The sequence below is a fragment of the Candidatus Contendobacter odensis Run_B_J11 genome (assembly GCF_000531125.1).
Lineage (GTDB): Bacteria > Pseudomonadota > Gammaproteobacteria > Competibacterales > Competibacteraceae > Contendibacter > Contendibacter odensensis.
On sequence record NZ_CBTK010000135.1, the window covers coordinates 41,508 to 55,206 of the forward strand.

The 13,699-nt window shown below is 55.8% G+C and carries 27 protein-coding genes and 1 pseudogene; all 28 read right to left on the reverse strand.

The genetic code is table 11. The annotated features are described in order from the left end of the window. Positions 1 to 168: 168 nt before the first annotated feature. A pseudogene (locus BN874_RS10230) lies at positions 169 to 1,143 on the reverse strand (DNA-directed RNA polymerase subunit alpha); the annotation flags it as partial. 20 nt (positions 1,144 to 1,163) lie between these two features. Next, positions 1,164 to 1,784 (reverse strand): 30S ribosomal protein S4, encoded by a 621-nt coding sequence (gene rpsD, locus BN874_RS10235; RefSeq protein ID WP_034432819.1) that lies wholly within the window; start codon positions 1,782 to 1,784, stop codon positions 1,164 to 1,166. A gap of 16 nt (positions 1,785 to 1,800) precedes the next feature. After that, entirely contained in the window at positions 1,801 to 2,190 is a 390-nt protein-coding gene (gene rpsK / locus BN874_RS10240; protein ID WP_034432822.1) for a 30S ribosomal protein S11, read from the reverse strand. 48 nt (positions 2,191 to 2,238) lie between these two features. Further along, positions 2,239 to 2,595: a 30S ribosomal protein S13 gene (gene rpsM / locus BN874_RS10245; protein WP_034432824.1), complete on the reverse strand. Its 357-nt coding sequence runs from the start codon at positions 2,593 to 2,595 to the stop codon at positions 2,239 to 2,241. A gap of 97 nt (positions 2,596 to 2,692) precedes the next feature. Then, positions 2,693 to 2,806 carry a 50S ribosomal protein L36 gene (gene rpmJ / locus BN874_RS23510; RefSeq protein WP_081756295.1) on the reverse strand — a complete coding sequence of 38 codons (114 nt, stop codon included), beginning with the start codon at positions 2,804 to 2,806 and terminating at the stop codon, positions 2,693 to 2,695. Positions 2,807 to 2,866: 60 nt separating this feature from the next. After that, on the reverse strand, positions 2,867 to 4,195 hold the full coding sequence (gene secY / locus BN874_RS10250; RefSeq protein WP_034432826.1) for a preprotein translocase subunit SecY: 1,329 nt from the start codon (positions 4,193 to 4,195) through the stop codon (positions 2,867 to 2,869). 4 nt (positions 4,196 to 4,199) lie between these two features. Then, the gene (rplO, locus tag BN874_RS10255) at positions 4,200 to 4,634 is read right to left on the reverse strand and encodes a 50S ribosomal protein L15 (protein ID WP_034432828.1); all 435 of its coding nucleotides are present in this window, start codon (positions 4,632 to 4,634) and stop codon (positions 4,200 to 4,202) included. After that, on the reverse strand, positions 4,624 to 4,818 hold the full coding sequence (gene rpmD, locus BN874_RS10260; RefSeq protein WP_034432883.1) for a 50S ribosomal protein L30: 195 nt from the start codon (positions 4,816 to 4,818) through the stop codon (positions 4,624 to 4,626). The genes rplO and rpmD overlap by 11 nt, the downstream gene beginning before the upstream one ends. A gap of 8 nt (positions 4,819 to 4,826) precedes the next feature. Continuing rightward, positions 4,827 to 5,336: a 30S ribosomal protein S5 gene (rpsE, locus tag BN874_RS10265; RefSeq protein WP_034432830.1), complete on the reverse strand. Its 510-nt coding sequence runs from the start codon at positions 5,334 to 5,336 to the stop codon at positions 4,827 to 4,829. Positions 5,337 to 5,344: 8 nt separating this feature from the next. Then, complete coding sequence (gene rplR / locus BN874_RS10270; RefSeq protein WP_034432832.1) at positions 5,345 to 5,719, reverse strand: 50S ribosomal protein L18; 375 nt, start codon at positions 5,717 to 5,719, stop codon at positions 5,345 to 5,347. A 9-nt stretch (positions 5,720 to 5,728) separates the two neighbouring features. Further along, positions 5,729 to 6,301, reverse strand: a complete 573-nt coding sequence (gene rplF / locus BN874_RS10275; RefSeq protein ID WP_051497694.1) for a 50S ribosomal protein L6 — start codon at positions 6,299 to 6,301, stop codon at positions 5,729 to 5,731. A gap of 14 nt (positions 6,302 to 6,315) precedes the next feature. Further along, positions 6,316 to 6,714, reverse strand: a complete 399-nt coding sequence (gene rpsH / locus BN874_RS10280) for a 30S ribosomal protein S8 (protein ID WP_034432834.1) — start codon at positions 6,712 to 6,714, stop codon at positions 6,316 to 6,318. 101 nt (positions 6,715 to 6,815) lie between these two features. Further along, positions 6,816 to 7,121 carry a 30S ribosomal protein S14 gene (rpsN, locus tag BN874_RS10285; RefSeq protein ID WP_034432836.1) on the reverse strand — a complete coding sequence of 102 codons (306 nt, stop codon included), beginning with the start codon at positions 7,119 to 7,121 and terminating at the stop codon, positions 6,816 to 6,818. Between the two features lie 10 nt (positions 7,122 to 7,131). Further along, complete coding sequence (gene rplE, locus BN874_RS10290) at positions 7,132 to 7,671, reverse strand: 50S ribosomal protein L5 (RefSeq protein ID WP_034432888.1); 540 nt, start codon at positions 7,669 to 7,671, stop codon at positions 7,132 to 7,134. A gap of 10 nt (positions 7,672 to 7,681) precedes the next feature. Then, entirely contained in the window at positions 7,682 to 7,999 is a 318-nt protein-coding gene (gene rplX, locus BN874_RS10295; protein ID WP_034432838.1) for a 50S ribosomal protein L24, read from the reverse strand. Positions 8,000 to 8,017: 18 nt separating this feature from the next. Beyond that, a complete protein-coding gene (rplN, locus tag BN874_RS10300; protein ID WP_034432841.1) occupies positions 8,018 to 8,386 on the reverse strand; it encodes a 50S ribosomal protein L14 in 369 nt (122 codons plus the stop codon). Positions 8,387 to 8,457: 71 nt separating this feature from the next. Continuing rightward, on the reverse strand, positions 8,458 to 8,712 hold the full coding sequence (gene rpsQ / locus BN874_RS10305; RefSeq protein ID WP_034432843.1) for a 30S ribosomal protein S17: 255 nt from the start codon (positions 8,710 to 8,712) through the stop codon (positions 8,458 to 8,460). Positions 8,713 to 8,717: 5 nt separating this feature from the next. Continuing rightward, positions 8,718 to 8,912, reverse strand: coding sequence for a 50S ribosomal protein L29 (rpmC, locus tag BN874_RS10310; RefSeq protein WP_034432844.1), 195 nt, complete (start codon positions 8,910 to 8,912; stop codon positions 8,718 to 8,720). Beyond that, the gene (gene rplP / locus BN874_RS10315) at positions 8,912 to 9,325 is read right to left on the reverse strand and encodes a 50S ribosomal protein L16 (protein WP_034432845.1); all 414 of its coding nucleotides are present in this window, start codon (positions 9,323 to 9,325) and stop codon (positions 8,912 to 8,914) included. The genes rpmC and rplP overlap by 1 nt, the downstream gene beginning before the upstream one ends. A 69-nt stretch (positions 9,326 to 9,394) precedes the next feature. Beyond that, entirely contained in the window at positions 9,395 to 10,078 is a 684-nt protein-coding gene (gene rpsC / locus BN874_RS10320; RefSeq protein WP_034432846.1) for a 30S ribosomal protein S3, read from the reverse strand. 13 nt (positions 10,079 to 10,091) lie between these two features. After that, a complete protein-coding gene (gene rplV / locus BN874_RS10325; RefSeq protein WP_034432847.1) occupies positions 10,092 to 10,424 on the reverse strand; it encodes a 50S ribosomal protein L22 in 333 nt (110 codons plus the stop codon). A 10-nt stretch (positions 10,425 to 10,434) separates the two neighbouring features. Next, on the reverse strand, positions 10,435 to 10,707 hold the full coding sequence (gene rpsS, locus BN874_RS10330; protein WP_034432848.1) for a 30S ribosomal protein S19: 273 nt from the start codon (positions 10,705 to 10,707) through the stop codon (positions 10,435 to 10,437). Between the two features lie 75 nt (positions 10,708 to 10,782). Continuing rightward, positions 10,783 to 11,610 (reverse strand): 50S ribosomal protein L2, encoded by an 828-nt coding sequence (rplB, locus tag BN874_RS10335; RefSeq protein ID WP_034432850.1) that lies wholly within the window; start codon positions 11,608 to 11,610, stop codon positions 10,783 to 10,785. 43 nt (positions 11,611 to 11,653) lie between these two features. Then, positions 11,654 to 11,950 carry a 50S ribosomal protein L23 gene (gene rplW / locus BN874_RS10340; protein ID WP_034432852.1) on the reverse strand — a complete coding sequence of 99 codons (297 nt, stop codon included), beginning with the start codon at positions 11,948 to 11,950 and terminating at the stop codon, positions 11,654 to 11,656. Beyond that, positions 11,947 to 12,573 (reverse strand): 50S ribosomal protein L4, encoded by a 627-nt coding sequence (rplD, locus tag BN874_RS10345; protein WP_034432854.1) that lies wholly within the window; start codon positions 12,571 to 12,573, stop codon positions 11,947 to 11,949. Before rplD ends, rplW begins: the two co-directional genes overlap by 4 nt. Before the next feature lie 10 nt (positions 12,574 to 12,583). Next, a complete protein-coding gene (rplC, locus tag BN874_RS10350) occupies positions 12,584 to 13,228 on the reverse strand; it encodes a 50S ribosomal protein L3 (protein ID WP_034432856.1) in 645 nt (214 codons plus the stop codon). 77 nt (positions 13,229 to 13,305) lie between these two features. After that, on the reverse strand, positions 13,306 to 13,623 hold the full coding sequence (gene rpsJ, locus BN874_RS10355; RefSeq protein WP_034432858.1) for a 30S ribosomal protein S10: 318 nt from the start codon (positions 13,621 to 13,623) through the stop codon (positions 13,306 to 13,308). Positions 13,624 to 13,628: 5 nt separating this feature from the next. Next, positions 13,629 to 13,699, reverse strand: a 71-nt coding sequence (locus BN874_RS23515) for an EF-Tu C-terminal domain-related protein (RefSeq protein ID WP_078536286.1), incomplete at its 5' end; no start/stop codon positions are given.

Here is a 13,699-nt window from a genome sequence, read left to right on the forward strand (position 1 = left end):
CAAACGAAAACTTACCAAGGTCTTGCGTTACTCGGCATCGGCGTCCGTATCAGTAGCATCGCCTACTACAGTTCGAGACCCCGATAGGGATGGCTTATCCATATCCATTGCATCAATATCCATGCTGGCACGCCGCGCCGCCGCTCGCTCTTCGGACTGCTCTATGCTGAGTCCAGGCGGGGGCCAATTCTCGATCTTCATGCCTAAAGATAGCTTGAACTTAGCGAGTACATCCTTAATCTCGGTCAGCGATTTCTTGCCAAGGTTCGGTGTCTTAAGCAACTCCGCCTCGGTGCGCTGCACCAGATCGCCAATATAGTAGATATTTTCTGCCTTCAGGCAGTTCGCCGAGCGTACCGTCAGCTCTAAATCATCCACCGACTGCATCAATGCGGGATCGACATCCACTAGGTCAGGCTGAGGCCGTTCTTCTTTCTTGCCCTTGAGCGCCACGAATACTTCTAATTGGTCTTGCAAAATCCGGGAAGCAGTCCGAATTGCTTCTTCAGGCTCGATCGTGCCGTTGGTTTCCAGCGTCAGAACCAGTTTATCCAGATTGGTTCTTTGTTCGACGCGGGCATTCTCAACCCGGTAGCTGATCCGTGCGACGGGACTGAAGGAAGCATCCAGCCGCAACCGACCTATCGAGCGGGTTTCACCCTCGACGCCTTCGCGCTGGGTGGCCGGCCAGTAACCACAGCCACGCTCGATTTTGAGCCTCATGCTTAACTCACCGCTCTTGGTCAGATGGGCGATGATATGATCCGGATTAATGATCTCGACGGTATGACTGGTCTCGATATCTCCAGCCAGCACTGGACCAGGTCCGCGCTTGGTCAATGTCAGAGCCGCCTCGCCAACTCCTTCCTGCAGAGTGATAGCCACACCCTTCAGATTGAGCAGGATATCAATCACATCTTCCTGCACACCCTCAATCGTGGAGTATTCGTGCAGAACACCCTCAATCTCGCACTCGACAATCGCCGCACCCGGTATGGATGAGAGCAGGATCCGCCGCAGGGCATTGCCAAGGGTATAACCAAACCCACGCTCCAACGGTTCCACCGTCACCTGCGCCAATCTCGGCGTGAGTTTATCCACCTCGACTCGCGTCGGTTTCAGCAAATCAAATGCGCCCACCATCCGTTTTCCCTCGGAATCGGTCACTTTGAGTACAACTCCACCACTAGGGATTCGTTGATATCGGACGGCAAATCACCACGATCAGGAACCCGCTTGAACACTCCAGCCATCTTGCCGGCATCCACATCCACCCAGTCCACGAAACCATGGCTCTGAGCCAATTGCAGGGAATACTGGACACGGGTCTGGGTCCTGCTCTTCTCATGGATCGCGACCACGTCATCTGGCTTGATCTGGTAAGACGCAATGTTGACGCGCTGACCATTGACGATAATAGCGCGGTGCGATACCAACTGCCGGGCTTCAGCTCGGGTACTACCGAAACCCATCCGGTAAACCACGTTATCCAACCGGCATTCCAGCAGCCTCAACAAGTTCTCACCGGTAGCACCCTTGCGACGGGCGGCTTCCTTGTAATAATTGACAAACTGCCGCTCAAGCACACCATAAATACGGCGTAACTTCTGCTTTTCACGCAGTTGTAAACCATAGTCGGACAACCGGGGGCGTCGGGCACCGTGCTGGCCCGGTGGTTTCTCCAGATTGCATTTGGACTCCAACGCCCGGGCAGTAGATTTCAGGAACAAATCCATGCCTTCCCTGCGACTCAGTTTACACTTGGGACCGAGATATCTCGCCATGGTTATGACTCCTAGACTAGACGCGACGGCGTTTCGGGGGACGACAGCCGTTATGCGGAATCGGTGTCACGTCCATAATACTCATGATCTTAAAGCCAGAAGCGTTGAGCGCACGCACGGCAGATTCCCGACCTGGCCCTGGCCCCTTGACGTTAACTTCGAGATTTTTGAGGCCGTACTCTTTGACCGCATTACCTACCCGCTCTGCAGCGACCTGCGCCGCAAACGGTGTACTTTTGCGAGAGCCACGAAACCCGGAACCCCCTGAAGTAGCCCATCCCAACGTATTGCCTTGGCGATCCGTGATGGTAATGATGGTGTTGTTGAACGAGGCGTGGATATGAGCGATACCATCCACAACATTCTTTTTGACACGCTTTCGCGTCTTAGTAACCGGTTTTGCCATGCTCCGACCTATGCCAACGGAATTCCAAAAAATTGTGGTGACTTGTTGTTACTTGCGAACTGCACGACGCGGACCCTTACGTGTCCGGGCGTTAGTGCGGGTGCGTTGACCACGCACCGGCAATCCCCGGCGATGGCGCAAACCACGGTAACAACCCAGATCCATCAATCGCTTGATGCTCATGGATACTTCACGACGCAAATCGCCTTCCACGGTGTACTTAGTCACCTCAGCGCGCAATGCGTCCACTTGCGCTTCATTCAGATCACGAACTTTGAGATCTGGGGCAATTTTAGCCTCCTCACAAATCTGTTGGGCGCGGGTCCGACCAATTCCGTAAATAGCCTGCAGTGAAATCACTGCATGCTTATTGACTGGAATATTGATACCTGCAATACGGGCCATACCTTGCAACTCCTTCCATCACACTGAGCGAACGCCACGCAAAGAAGCGAGAATCTAATCTACCCGGCGATGCAAATCAATATTGACTGCGATTTTTTTATCCCTGCCGTTGCTTATGACGAGCATCCGTACAAATCACTCGAACCACCCGATCACGACGGATGATTTTACAATTACGGCAAATTTTCTTTACCGAAGCACGCACTTTCATGGCTAATCTCCAGGATTTGGCGGGGCGGTCGCACGGCGACACGCCACGAATAGTTTGCGATCAACGCAACAGACTCTGCCCCTTGAAACTACTTTTCTTCAGCAGACTCTCGTACTGATGCGACATCAGATGCGCCTGCACTTGGGCCATGAAATCCATAACCACCACCACAATGATCAGCAGTGATGTGCCGCCAAAATAGAACGGCACCCGCCAATACAGGATTAGGAATTCAGGCAACAAGCAGACACCTGTGATGTAAATGGCTCCCAACAAAGTCAGCCGGGTCAGCACCTTGTCAATATAGGCTGCCGTCTGTACTCCCGGACGAATTCCGGGAATAAACGCCCCGGATTTCTTCAAATTGTCAGCCGTTTCCTTGGAATTAAATACCAGCGCTGTATAGAAGAAGCAAAAAAAGACAATTAAGCTGGCGTAGAACAGCACATACAGTGGCTGACCTGGTGACAGGGTCGAACTTAGATCGCGCAGCCACTCCATGTGTGGCACATTGCCGAACCAGCTTCCCAGCGTGGCCGGAAACAGAATCAGGCTTGAAGCGAATATCGGTGGAATCACCCCCGACATGTTCAGCTTCAACGGCAGATGGGTCGTCTGGGCAGCGTATACCCGCCGACCCTGCTGGCGCTTGGCGTAATTCACCGTAATTCGCCGCTGACCGCGCTCAACGAACACCACGAAACCAGTGACCAGAACCGTCAGCGCCAACAGGAACAACACCAGCATCAGATGGATTTCGCCGGTCCGGGCTAACTCCAAGGTGCCACCCACTGCATGCGGCAGGCCAGCGACGATGCCCGCGAAGATCAACATGGAAATGCCGTTGCCGATCCCGCGTTCCGTCACCTGCTCGCCTAGCCACATCAGAAACAGGGTACCGGTCACCAGGGTAATCGTCGCGGTCATGATAAAGCCAACGCCGGGCGTGATGACCACTGAAGTGCCACTCGCCATCTGGTTTTGTAGCGCAATGCTGACCCCTATCGCCTGGAATGCCGCCAGCACCACAGTCAGATAACGAGTGTAGCGGGTCAGGGCGTGGCGGCCGGCGGCCCCACCTTCCTTGCGCAATTGCTCCAGCGACGGCACCACCATAGACATCAGTTGCAGAATGATCGATGCCGAAATATACGGCATCACCCCGAGCGCAAAAATGCTCAACCGCTGTAGCGCCCCTCCTGAAAACATATTGAACATATCCAGAATGGTACCGCGCTGCTGGTTAAACAACTGCGCCATGGCTTCTGAATCGATGCCGGGCACCGGGATGTGGGTGCCGACGCGGAACACGACCAGCGCCCCCAACAAAAACAGCAGGCGCTGACGCAGTTCAGTCATTTTGCCGAGATCCGGCAGGGCAGTAGCCATACGCTTACTCGTGGATCGTTCCGCCGACCGCCAGCACTGCGGCCCGCGCACCTTGCGTCAACGCCAGACCACGCAAAGTCACCGGTTGATTCAGCTTTCCGGAGAGGATTACCTTGGCTTGTCTGGCAAAGATGGGCACGATATTGGCCGCCTTCAGCGCTGCTAGGTCGATCACCTCAGCTCCAACCTTTGCCAACTCGTGTAAACGCACTTCAGCCGTGTCCTTGGCGGTCATTGACCGGAAGCCACGTTTGGGCAAGCGCCGCTGCAAGGGCATCTGACCGCCTTCGAAACCGACCTTGTGATAGCCGCCCGCTCGGGCATGCTGACCTTTATGACCACGCCCTGCGGTCTTACCAAGGCCGGAACCGATACCGCGCCCGACCCGTTGCTGCTCAGGCCGGCTGCCAGGGGCTGGCTTGAGGGTATTAAGACGCATGGTTGCTGGTCTCCTCAACTTTCAGCAAATACGAGACTTTACGAATCATTCCCCGGTTTTCCGGAGTGTCTATAACCATTGCGCTGCTCTGCGTCCGTCGCAGCCCCAGCCCACGCACACAGGCCTTATGTGCGGCTAGACGGCCATGCGCGCTTTTAACGAGAGTGACTTTCAGCTTGTCCACCATGGTACTCAACTCCGAATCTCGTCCACGCTTTTGCCGCGTTTGGTTGCTTGATAGTCAGGCGATTTCATGGCGCTCAGGCCGTGGATAGTGGCCCGTACTACGTTGATGGGATTGCGCGAACCGATGCATTTAGCCAACACATCCTTGACCCCCACGACCTCGAACACCGCACGCATGGCGCCACCGGCGATAATGCCGGTACCTTCGGACGCCGGTTGCATGAACACCTGCGCTGCACCGTGTTCGGCAGTTACCGGATACTGCAAAGTCGTGCCGTTCAGCGGTACGCTGCACATGTTTTTGCGCGCTTTATCCATCGCCTTCTGGATCGCCATGGGTACTTCACGAGCCTTACCATAGCCCAAGCCGACCCTGCCATTACCGTCGCCTACTACGGTCAGCGCCGTAAAGCCAAACTGCCGACCTCCCTTAACTACCTTGGCCACACGATTGACAGTAATCAGCTTCTCTTGCAAGCCGTCGCTACTCTGGGAACTTTCCACGTTCGTCGCCATATCTGCTCCTAAAACTCCAAACCGTTCTCGCGGGCGGCATCGGCCAGCGCCTTGACCCGACCGTGATACTTGAAGCCGGAGCGGTCGAACGCAACCTGGGTCACGCCCATAGCCTTGGCTTTATCAGCGATGGCCTTGCCTACCGCCTGTGCCGCTTCGACATTACCCGTACTTTTGAGCGTCTGGCGCAACCCCGGCTCCAACGTGGAAGCAGCGACCAAGGTTCGGTCACCTGCCGGGGCCGGCGCGATGAGCTGAGCGTAAATGTGGTTGGGAGTGCGATGTACACACAACCGGCAAACACCCAACTCGCGAATCTTGAACCGGGTCCGTAATCCACGCCGTAGACGTGCGACCTTCTTATCGGCTGCTTTCTTGTCCATGGCAGATCCTTACTTCTTTTTGGCTTCTTTCAAGATGATAGTCTCATCCGTATAACGCACACCTTTGCCCTTGTAGGGTTCTGGCGGTCGGTAGGCACGAATTTTAGCAGCGACTTCGCCGACCTGCTGCTTGTCTACACCCCGGATGATGATTTCAGTCTGAACCGGCGTCTCAATGACAATCCCTTCCGGCACTTTGAATTCAACCGGATGGGAGAAACCAAGCGTCAGGTTCAATACCTTGCCTTGCGCCTGCGCCTTATAACCCACACCGACCAGCTGCAACTTACGCTCGAAGCCCTGAGTGACGCCGATCACCATATTGTTCAGCAGGGCACGCATGGTGCCCGTCATTGCCCGGTGCTTGCCGTCATTAGTTATCTCGTGCGCACTGATCTTCAGTTCAGTGCCATCGCGCTGAACGGCTACCCATGGATGGACATGCAGTTCTGCTACCCCTTTTTTACCTTTGAGGGCAATACGCTGGCCTTCGATGGTTACATCCACGCCAACAGGTACCGGGATCGGTTTCTTCCCGACCCGGGATGTGCGGATTTTCTGTTCCTTGACAAGGCTCGTCATGAGATCACTCCTTTTTAGGCCACAGCGCACAACACTTCGCCGCCATGACCCGCAGCGCGAGCGGCACGATCACTCATCAAGCCCTTGGGAGTGGACACGATGGCTACCCCCAAGCCGCCCATCACTTTCGGCAGTTCATTCTTACCACGAAACACTCGCCGGCCAGGACGGCTGATCCGTTCGATCCGCTCGATCACCGGCTGGCCTTCAAAGTACTTGAGCGCAATGGTCAACTCAGACTTGCTGGGAGCGGTTTGTGCAACCGTGAAATCAGCGATATAGCCTTCGTCATGCAAAACTTGGGCGATAGCCATTTTTAGCTTGGAAGCCGGCATTGTTACCCGGGTCTTAGCGGCATTTTGGGCATTGCGAATGCGCGTCAGCATATCCGCGACGGGATCCGTCATACTCATGGTTCAAAAACTCCATGTGGTCAGTCTTGGGGCCACCGCCGGCGGCGGGGTAAACCCTGAACTTAAAAGTGGTTTCGTCCCACCACCAGTGGTAGGACTGCTTACCAACTCGCCTTGTGCAGGCCAGGGACATCACCACGCATGGTGGCTTCCCGCAACTTGTTACGCCCCAGCCCAAACTTGCGATAAAAACCATGCGACCGCCCGGTCAGCCGACAACGGTTGCGCTGCCGGCTCGGACTGGCGTCGCGTGGCAACGCCTGCAACCGTTTTTGTGCGTCGCGCCGTTGCTCGTCGCCATTCGTCAGATCGCGGATGGTTTCCTTCAGCTCGGCCCGTTTGGCGGCATACTGCGCAACGATGCGCGTCCGCTTGGCTTCACGATTGATCATGCTCAATTTAGCCACAGCTTCATCCTCAATTCCGAAACGGGAAATTGAATGCCGCCAGCAGCGCACGGCCTTCTTCATCGGTGCGCGCCGTGGTGGTGATAGTGATGTCGAGGCCACGAATAGCGTCGATCTTGTCGTAGTCAATTTCCGGAAAAATAATCTGTTCGCGCACACCCAAGCTGTAATTACCGCGACCATCGAAGGCACGGGCGCTAAAACCGCGAAAATCACGGATGCGCGGGATCGCTACATTGACCAGTCGATCCAGGAACTCGTACATCTGGGCGCGGCGCAGCGTGACCTTGCAGCCAATCGGCCAGTCCGCACGGATTTTGAAACCCGCGATGGACTTGCGCGACAGTGTCACCACTGGTTTTTGCCCAGCGATCTGAGTCAGGTTGCTGACGGCATGATCCATGATCTTCTTATCAGCAACCGCCTCGCCCACTCCCATGTTCAGAGTGATCTTGGTGATACGCGGTACTTCCATGACGTTACGATAGCTGAACTGTTCGAGCAGCTTTGGCGTCACGGTCTCGCGGTAATACTGTTGCAGTCGGGCCATGATCGCCTCCTCAAACATCTACAACTTCATTGTTGGATTTGAAGTAACGCACCTTGCGTCCGTCCTCCAACACGCGAAAACCCACTCGGTCGCCTTTCTTGGTGAGTGGATTAAACAGCATCACGTTGGAAACGTGAATCGCCGCTTCGCGCTCGACAATGCCACCGGCTATCCCACGAGCCGGATTAGGCTTGGTATGGCGTTTAGCCATATTAATGCCAGCCACGATCACTCGCTCATCACCCATCATCTGCGTGATCTTGCCACGCCGACTCTTGTCTTTACCGGTGATGACGATCACTTCATCACCTTTTCGAATTCTGCGCATAACCGTCTTCCTTCCGCCTCACAGCACTTCCGGTGCCAGGGAAATAATTTTCATGAACCGTTCACCGCGCAATTCGCGGGTGACCGGTCCGAAGATGCGGGTACCAATCGGCTCCAGCTTGTTATTGAGCAGCACCGCCGCATTGCCGTCGAAGCGAATCAGCGAACCATCCGGCCGACGCACCCCTTTACGGGTACGCACTACCACCGCGTTGTAGACTTCACCCTTGCTGACTTTGCCACGGGGAATCGCATCCTTAACACTGACTTTAATCACGTCGCCAATCAGTGCGTAGCGGCGGTGGGAACCACCCAGCACCTTGATGCACATCAGCCGGCGGGCGCCGCTGTTGTCGGCGACTTCCAACATTGTTTGCATCTGAATCATGGTTTTACATCCCGTTCACAGATTCTGGAAAATGCCGAACCGTCCGGGCAAGCCCGGCTTATACAAGGCGATTATTGCGCTCGTTCGACCACCGCGACCAAAGCCCATGCCTTGGTTTTGGATCGGGGTCGGCTCTGCTGGATAGTCACCAGATCGCCCGCATGGCATTCGTTACGCTCATCGTGAGCGTGTAGCTTGGTGGTGCGGCGGATGTACTTGCCGTAAACGGGATGCTTGACCAGCCGCTCGATAGCCACCGTGATGGTTTTATCCATTTTGTTGCTGGTGACACGCCCGGTCAAAGTGCGCTCCACTTGGGTTTCCATTGTTGTCATACCGCGCCCGCCTTCTCACTCAACACCATCTTGACCCGTGCAATGTTACGCCGCGCCCGTTCAAACAAGTGGGGCTTACTGGCTTGGCTGGTGGCTCGTTGCATCCGTAGGTTGAACTGCTCACGCCGCAGCGCTAACAGTTCCTGCTTCAGTTCATCCACACTCTTCTGCCGCAATTCGCTTGCATTCATCACATCACCGTCCGGGTCACAAAGATCGTCCGCACCGGGAGCTTGGCCGCCGCCAAGCGGAAGGCCTCGCGGGCGATGGCTTCAGTCACTCCTTCCACCTCGTACAACACTCGCCCAGGTTTGATTCTGGCGACCCAGAATTCGACATTACCCTTACCGCTGCCCATACGCACTTCCAGCGGTTTCTTGGTAATCGGCTTGTCCGGGAAAATGCGAATCCACACCTTACCACCACGCTTGATATAGCGATTGATCGCACGGCGGGCAGCTTCGATCTGGCGGGCGGTTAACATCCCGCGAGTGGTGCATTTCAACCCGTACTCGCCGAAACTCACCTGGGTGCCACTGGTAGCAACCCCAGTGTTGCGCCCCTTGCGCTGCTTGCGGAATTTCGTTCTTTTCGGCTGTAACATGTTCCGTCTCGTCTATAAAACTAAGGAGATCCGCGCTGGGGCACAGAACTCCGCAACAATTCTAGGCACTCAGCTACCGGTCGCCTTGTCGGACTTGGTTTCACCCTGCCGGTCTAAGCCAAACACTTCGCCCTTGAAAATCCAGGTCTTAATACCGATTACGCCATAGGTAGTGCGAGCTTCAGCAAAGCCATAATCGACATTAGCACGCAGGGTATGCAGCGGCACTCGCCCTTCGCGGGTCCACTCGCTGCGGGCGATTTCAGCGCCGTTCAAGCGACCGGAAACCTGTATTTTAATCCCGAGCGCACCCAACCGCATCGCGTTAGTCACCGATCGCTTCATCGCACGCCGGAACATGATACGTCGTTCCAACTGCTGAGCCACGCCTTCGGCAACCAACTGGGCATCCAGTTCCGGCTTGCGGATCTCTTCGATGTTAATCTGAAGATCTTTAACCTCCAGTCCCATCATCCGCGAGACCGCCTTACGCAGTGCCTCAATATCCTCGCCCTTTTTACCAATGACTACCCCGGGTCGGGCCGTATGGATAGTGATACGCGCCAGTCGAGCCGGGCGCTCAATCTGAATTCGGCTCACCGAAGCATTAATCAATTTCTTTTTCAGAAACTGACGCACCCGCAGGTCGGTTTCCAGCAAATCAGGGAAATTCTTGCTGCTGGCGTACCATTTCGACGTCCAGTCGGACGAGATACCCAACCGTATCCCCGTGGGGTTGACTTTCTGACCCATGTCGTTCTCGCTCCTAGTTTTCAGCCACGGTCACGGTAATGTGACTGGTACGCTTGACAATGCGGTTACCACGCCCTTTAGCGCGGGCGTGCATCCGTTTCAGCAGTGGGCCACAGTCCACGCAAATAGTAGCTACCTTCAGCTCATCAATGTCGGCACCCTCATTGTGCTCGGCATTGGCAATGGCCGATTCAAGTACCTTCTTAATCAGTACAGCAGCTTTCTTGTCGCTGAAGGTCAGCAACTGCAAAGCGCGACCCACCGGCAAGCTGCGAACTTGGTCAGCTACCAATCGGGCTTTCTGCGGCGAGATACGGGCATGTTTCAAAATCGCAACGGATTGCATGGTCGCCCCCTTATTTGGACTTCTTGTCCGCTGAATGCCCGCGATAGGTACGGGTGGCAGCGAACTCGCCCAGTTTATGACCCACCATATTCTCGGTGATCAGAATCGGCACATGCTGGCGACCGTTATGCACAGCGATGGTCAACCCGATCATGTCAGGCAGAATCATCGAACGCCGTGACCAGGTCTTGATCGGTCGCCGGGTATGAGTAGCAACCGCCTGCTCCACCTTTTTGATCAGGTGAAGGTCTACAAACGGCCCTTTTTTAATCGAACGTGGCACCTTACTTATCCTCTCGGTTGCATATCCCCGGTTCGGCGGGGGGCCGTCCGGTCATCAGGCCAGACGGCCTTTGCATCATTTCGCTTTACGCCGACGCACGATAAATTTATCGGTACGCTTGTTCGAACGGGTTTTGTAGCCCTTGGTCGGCACACCCCACGGAGATACCGGGTGACGACCACCCGAGGTACGCCCTTCACCACCTCCGTGCGGGTGATCCACCGGGTTCATGGCCACACCCCGCACGGTAGGCCGGACGCCGCGCCAACGCTTAGCCCCCGCTTTACCCAGTGAGCGCAGGCTATGTTCTTCATTACCGACACTGCCAATAGTGGCTTTACAGTCCACATGGACCTTGCGGATTTCGCCGGAACGCAGTCGCAAGGTAGCATAGCTGCCTTCACGAGCAACCAGCTGCACCGAAGCGCCGGCACTACGCGCCAGTTGCGCACCCTTGCCGGGACGAAGCTCCACGCAATGCACCTGGCTACCGACGGGCACATTGCGCAACGGCAGGGCATTACCCGGCTTGATGGGTGCCGCTGGACCAGACATTAGCGCTGCACCCGCGTTCACCTCACGCGGAGCGATGATGTAGCGACGCTCACCGTCCGCGTAAAGCAGCAGCGCGATATGGGCGGTGCGATTAGGATCGTATTCCAGCCGCTCGACCTTAGCTGGAATGTTATCCTTATCCCGCTTGAAATCAACCAGCCGGTAATGTTGCTTATGGCCACCACCCTGATGCCGGGTGGTGATGCGACCCAAGTTGTTGCGGCCACCATTGCGGGTCTGCTTTTCGAGCAGTGGTGCGTGAGGCTTGCCTTTGTGCAGGGCCGGGTTAACCACTCTGACTACGAAACGCCGACCCGGCGAAGTCGGTTTAGTCTTGACGATGGACATGGGGTTTACCTTTTGCTCTTATGCTGAGGCGATAACCGCCCACTCACTCTGCCACCACGAAATCGATCTCGTGGCCAGCTTCCAAGGAAACGTAGGCTTTCCGCCAATCCGAACGCCGCCCGTTCATCGATCCGAAGCGCTTGCGTTTACCCTTGACGTTGAGTACGGCAACGCCCTTGACTTTGACCTTGAACATCAACTCCACGGCATCTTTGATTTCTGGTTTAGTGGCATCACGAGCTACCTTGAACACTACCTGGTTATAGCGCTCAGCGACCCGGTTGCTCTTCTCGGAGATATGCGGAGCCAATAAAATCTGAATCAAGCGTTCCTGGTTCATGCCAACCACTCCCCAACACGCTGCATCGCGCCGACCGTCATCACCACCGTATCGGATCCCACTAAGCTGACCGGATCAAGGCTCACTACATCGCTGATCGCCACTCCCCGCAGATTACGAGCCGACAGGAACAGATTCAGATCCACGTTCTCCGTCACCAGCAACACCCGGTGCTGATCGGCTAAACCGAGGGTTTGTAACTGAACAATCATGTGCTTGGTCTTGATCTCGGGCAGTTCAAGTGCGTCTACTACCAGTAGCCGATCCTGGCGGAGCAGTTCGGAAAAGATAGAGCGCATCGCAGCGCGGTACATTTTTCGATTGACTTTCTGCGAGTGATCCTGCGGTTTAGCCGCAAAAGTCACACCGCCGCTCCGCCAGATCGGGCCACGAGTACTACCCGCACGGGCACGACCGGTGCCTTTCTGCCGCCAAGGCTTAATGCCGCCACCGCTGACCTCAGCACGGGTTTTCTGCGACCGGGTACCCGCACGAGCGCCCGCCAGATAGGCCACGACCACTTGATGCACCAGCGTTTCATTGAACGGGTAGGCAAAAGTCTCATCGGCGACCGTGATCTGACCGGATAATGCGCCGCTCGCGTTCTTAGTCTGAAGTTCCATATCGCCTCCCTTAGCGGCGCACTTTCACGGCGGGCCGAATCATCACGTCGCCGCCTTTGGCACCAGGCACTGCGCCCTTGATCGCCAGCAGATTGCGCGATCCGTCCACCCGGATCACCTCCAGGTTCTGGGTACAGCGCTGCGCCGCACCGAGATGCCCCGCCATTTTTTTACCCTTGAATACCCGGCCCGGACTTTGATTCTGGCCAATGGAACCGGGGGCACGATGGGAAAGCGAGTTACCGTGGGTAGCACGCTGACCGCTAAAATGGTGACGCTTGATAGCGCCTGCAAAGCCTTTACCGATGGTTGTACCGGTCACATCTACCTTCTGACCGGCCTGGAATAAGTCTACTGTTAACTCAGCACCGACCCCGATCTCTGCTCCTTCGCCCTCTACCAAGCGGAATTCCCACAAGTTCCGACCCGGAGCAACTCCCGCTTTGGCGAAATGCCCCACCATGGGTTTGGTAACCCGACTGGCACGGCGGGTGCCGACGGTCACTTGCAGAGCACGATAACCGTCGATCTCCTCAGTCTTAACCTGAGTCACACGGTTAGGTTCGACCTCAATGAGAGTCACAGGAATTGAAACACCGTCTTCCGTAAACAAACGAGTCATACCAGCCTTGCGACCGATGAGTCCTATTGCCATTTTAATAACCTCTAATCTCGGGAATTTCGAGCCAGAGGAGGGGAAGGCTGCCCCTCGTGGCTCATGATTTCGAGTGCCTAGTTCAGCTTGATCTGCACGTCCACACCAGCGGCAAGATCGAGTCGCATGAGCGCATCAACCGTTTTATCAGTAGGATCCACAATATCCATCAGTCGCTTATGAGTACGCAGCTCATACTGGTCACGGGCATCCTTGTTAACATGCGGCGAAATCAAAATGGTAAACCGTTCAATCTTGGTCGGCAGCGGAATAGGGCCGCGAACCTGCGCGCCGGTGCGTTTGGCGGTCTCAACAATTTCCCGCGCTGACTGGTCGATCAAGCGATGATCGAAGGCTTTCAGGCGGATACGAATGCGCTGGCTGGTGGTGGTCATGGCGCTCACTTAATGATTTTAGCGACGACGCCGGCGCCGACGGTACGACCGCCCTCGCGGATGGCGAAGCGCAGAC

Bases quoted from the DNA above. Each gene is read 5' to 3' on its own strand.
- rpsD (WP_034432819.1), bottom strand. From the start codon at position 1,784: ATGGCGAGATATCTCGGTCCCAAGTGTAAACTGAGTCGCAGGGAAGGC.
- rpsK (WP_034432822.1), bottom strand. From the start codon at position 2,190: ATGGCAAAACCGGTTACTAAGACGCGAAAGCGTGTCAAAAAGAATGTT.
- rpsM (WP_034432824.1), bottom strand. From the start codon at position 2,595: ATGGCCCGTATTGCAGGTATCAATATTCCAGTCAATAAGCATGCAGTG.
- rpmJ (WP_081756295.1), bottom strand. From the start codon at position 2,806: ATGAAAGTGCGTGCTTCGGTAAAGAAAATTTGCCGTAATTGTAAAATC.
- secY (WP_034432826.1), bottom strand. From the start codon at position 4,195: ATGGCTACTGCCCTGCCGGATCTCGGCAAAATGACTGAACTGCGTCAG.
- rplO (WP_034432828.1), bottom strand. From the start codon at position 4,634: ATGCGTCTTAATACCCTCAAGCCAGCCCCTGGCAGCCGGCCTGAGCAG.
- rpsE (WP_034432830.1), bottom strand. From the start codon at position 5,336: ATGGCGACGAACGTGGAAAGTTCCCAGAGTAGCGACGGCTTGCAAGAG.
- rplR (WP_034432832.1), bottom strand. From the start codon at position 5,719: ATGGACAAGAAAGCAGCCGATAAGAAGGTCGCACGTCTACGGCGTGGA.
- rplF (WP_051497694.1), bottom strand. From the start codon at position 6,301: ATGACGAGCCTTGTCAAGGAACAGAAAATCCGCACATCCCGGGTCGGG.
- rpsH (WP_034432834.1), bottom strand. From the start codon at position 6,714: ATGAGTATGACGGATCCCGTCGCGGATATGCTGACGCGCATTCGCAAT.
- rplE (WP_034432888.1), bottom strand. From the start codon at position 7,671: ATGGCCCGACTGCAACAGTATTACCGCGAGACCGTGACGCCAAAGCTG.
- rplX (WP_034432838.1), bottom strand. From the start codon at position 7,999: ATGCGCAGAATTCGAAAAGGTGATGAAGTGATCGTCATCACCGGTAAA.
- rplN (WP_034432841.1), bottom strand. From the start codon at position 8,386: ATGATTCAGATGCAAACAATGTTGGAAGTCGCCGACAACAGCGGCGCC.
- rpsQ (WP_034432843.1), bottom strand. From the start codon at position 8,712: ATGGAAACCCAAGTGGAGCGCACTTTGACCGGGCGTGTCACCAGCAAC.
- rpmC (WP_034432844.1), bottom strand. From the start codon at position 8,912: ATGAATGCAAGCGAATTGCGGCAGAAGAGTGTGGATGAACTGAAGCAG.
- rplP (WP_034432845.1), bottom strand. From the start codon at position 9,325: ATGTTACAGCCGAAAAGAACGAAATTCCGCAAGCAGCGCAAGGGGCGC.
- rpsC (WP_034432846.1), bottom strand. From the start codon at position 10,078: ATGGGTCAGAAAGTCAACCCCACGGGGATACGGTTGGGTATCTCGTCC.
- rplV (WP_034432847.1), bottom strand. From the start codon at position 10,424: ATGCAATCCGTTGCGATTTTGAAACATGCCCGTATCTCGCCGCAGAAA.
- rplB (WP_034432850.1), bottom strand. From the start codon at position 11,610: ATGTCCATCGTCAAGACTAAACCGACTTCGCCGGGTCGGCGTTTCGTA.
- rplW (WP_034432852.1), bottom strand. From the start codon at position 11,950: ATGAACCAGGAACGCTTGATTCAGATTTTATTGGCTCCGCATATCTCC.
- rplD (WP_034432854.1), bottom strand. From the start codon at position 12,573: ATGGAACTTCAGACTAAGAACGCGAGCGGCGCATTATCCGGTCAGATC.
- rplC (WP_034432856.1), bottom strand. From the start codon at position 13,228: ATGGCAATAGGACTCATCGGTCGCAAGGCTGGTATGACTCGTTTGTTT.
- rpsJ (WP_034432858.1), bottom strand. From the start codon at position 13,623: ATGACCACCACCAGCCAGCGCATTCGTATCCGCCTGAAAGCCTTCGAT.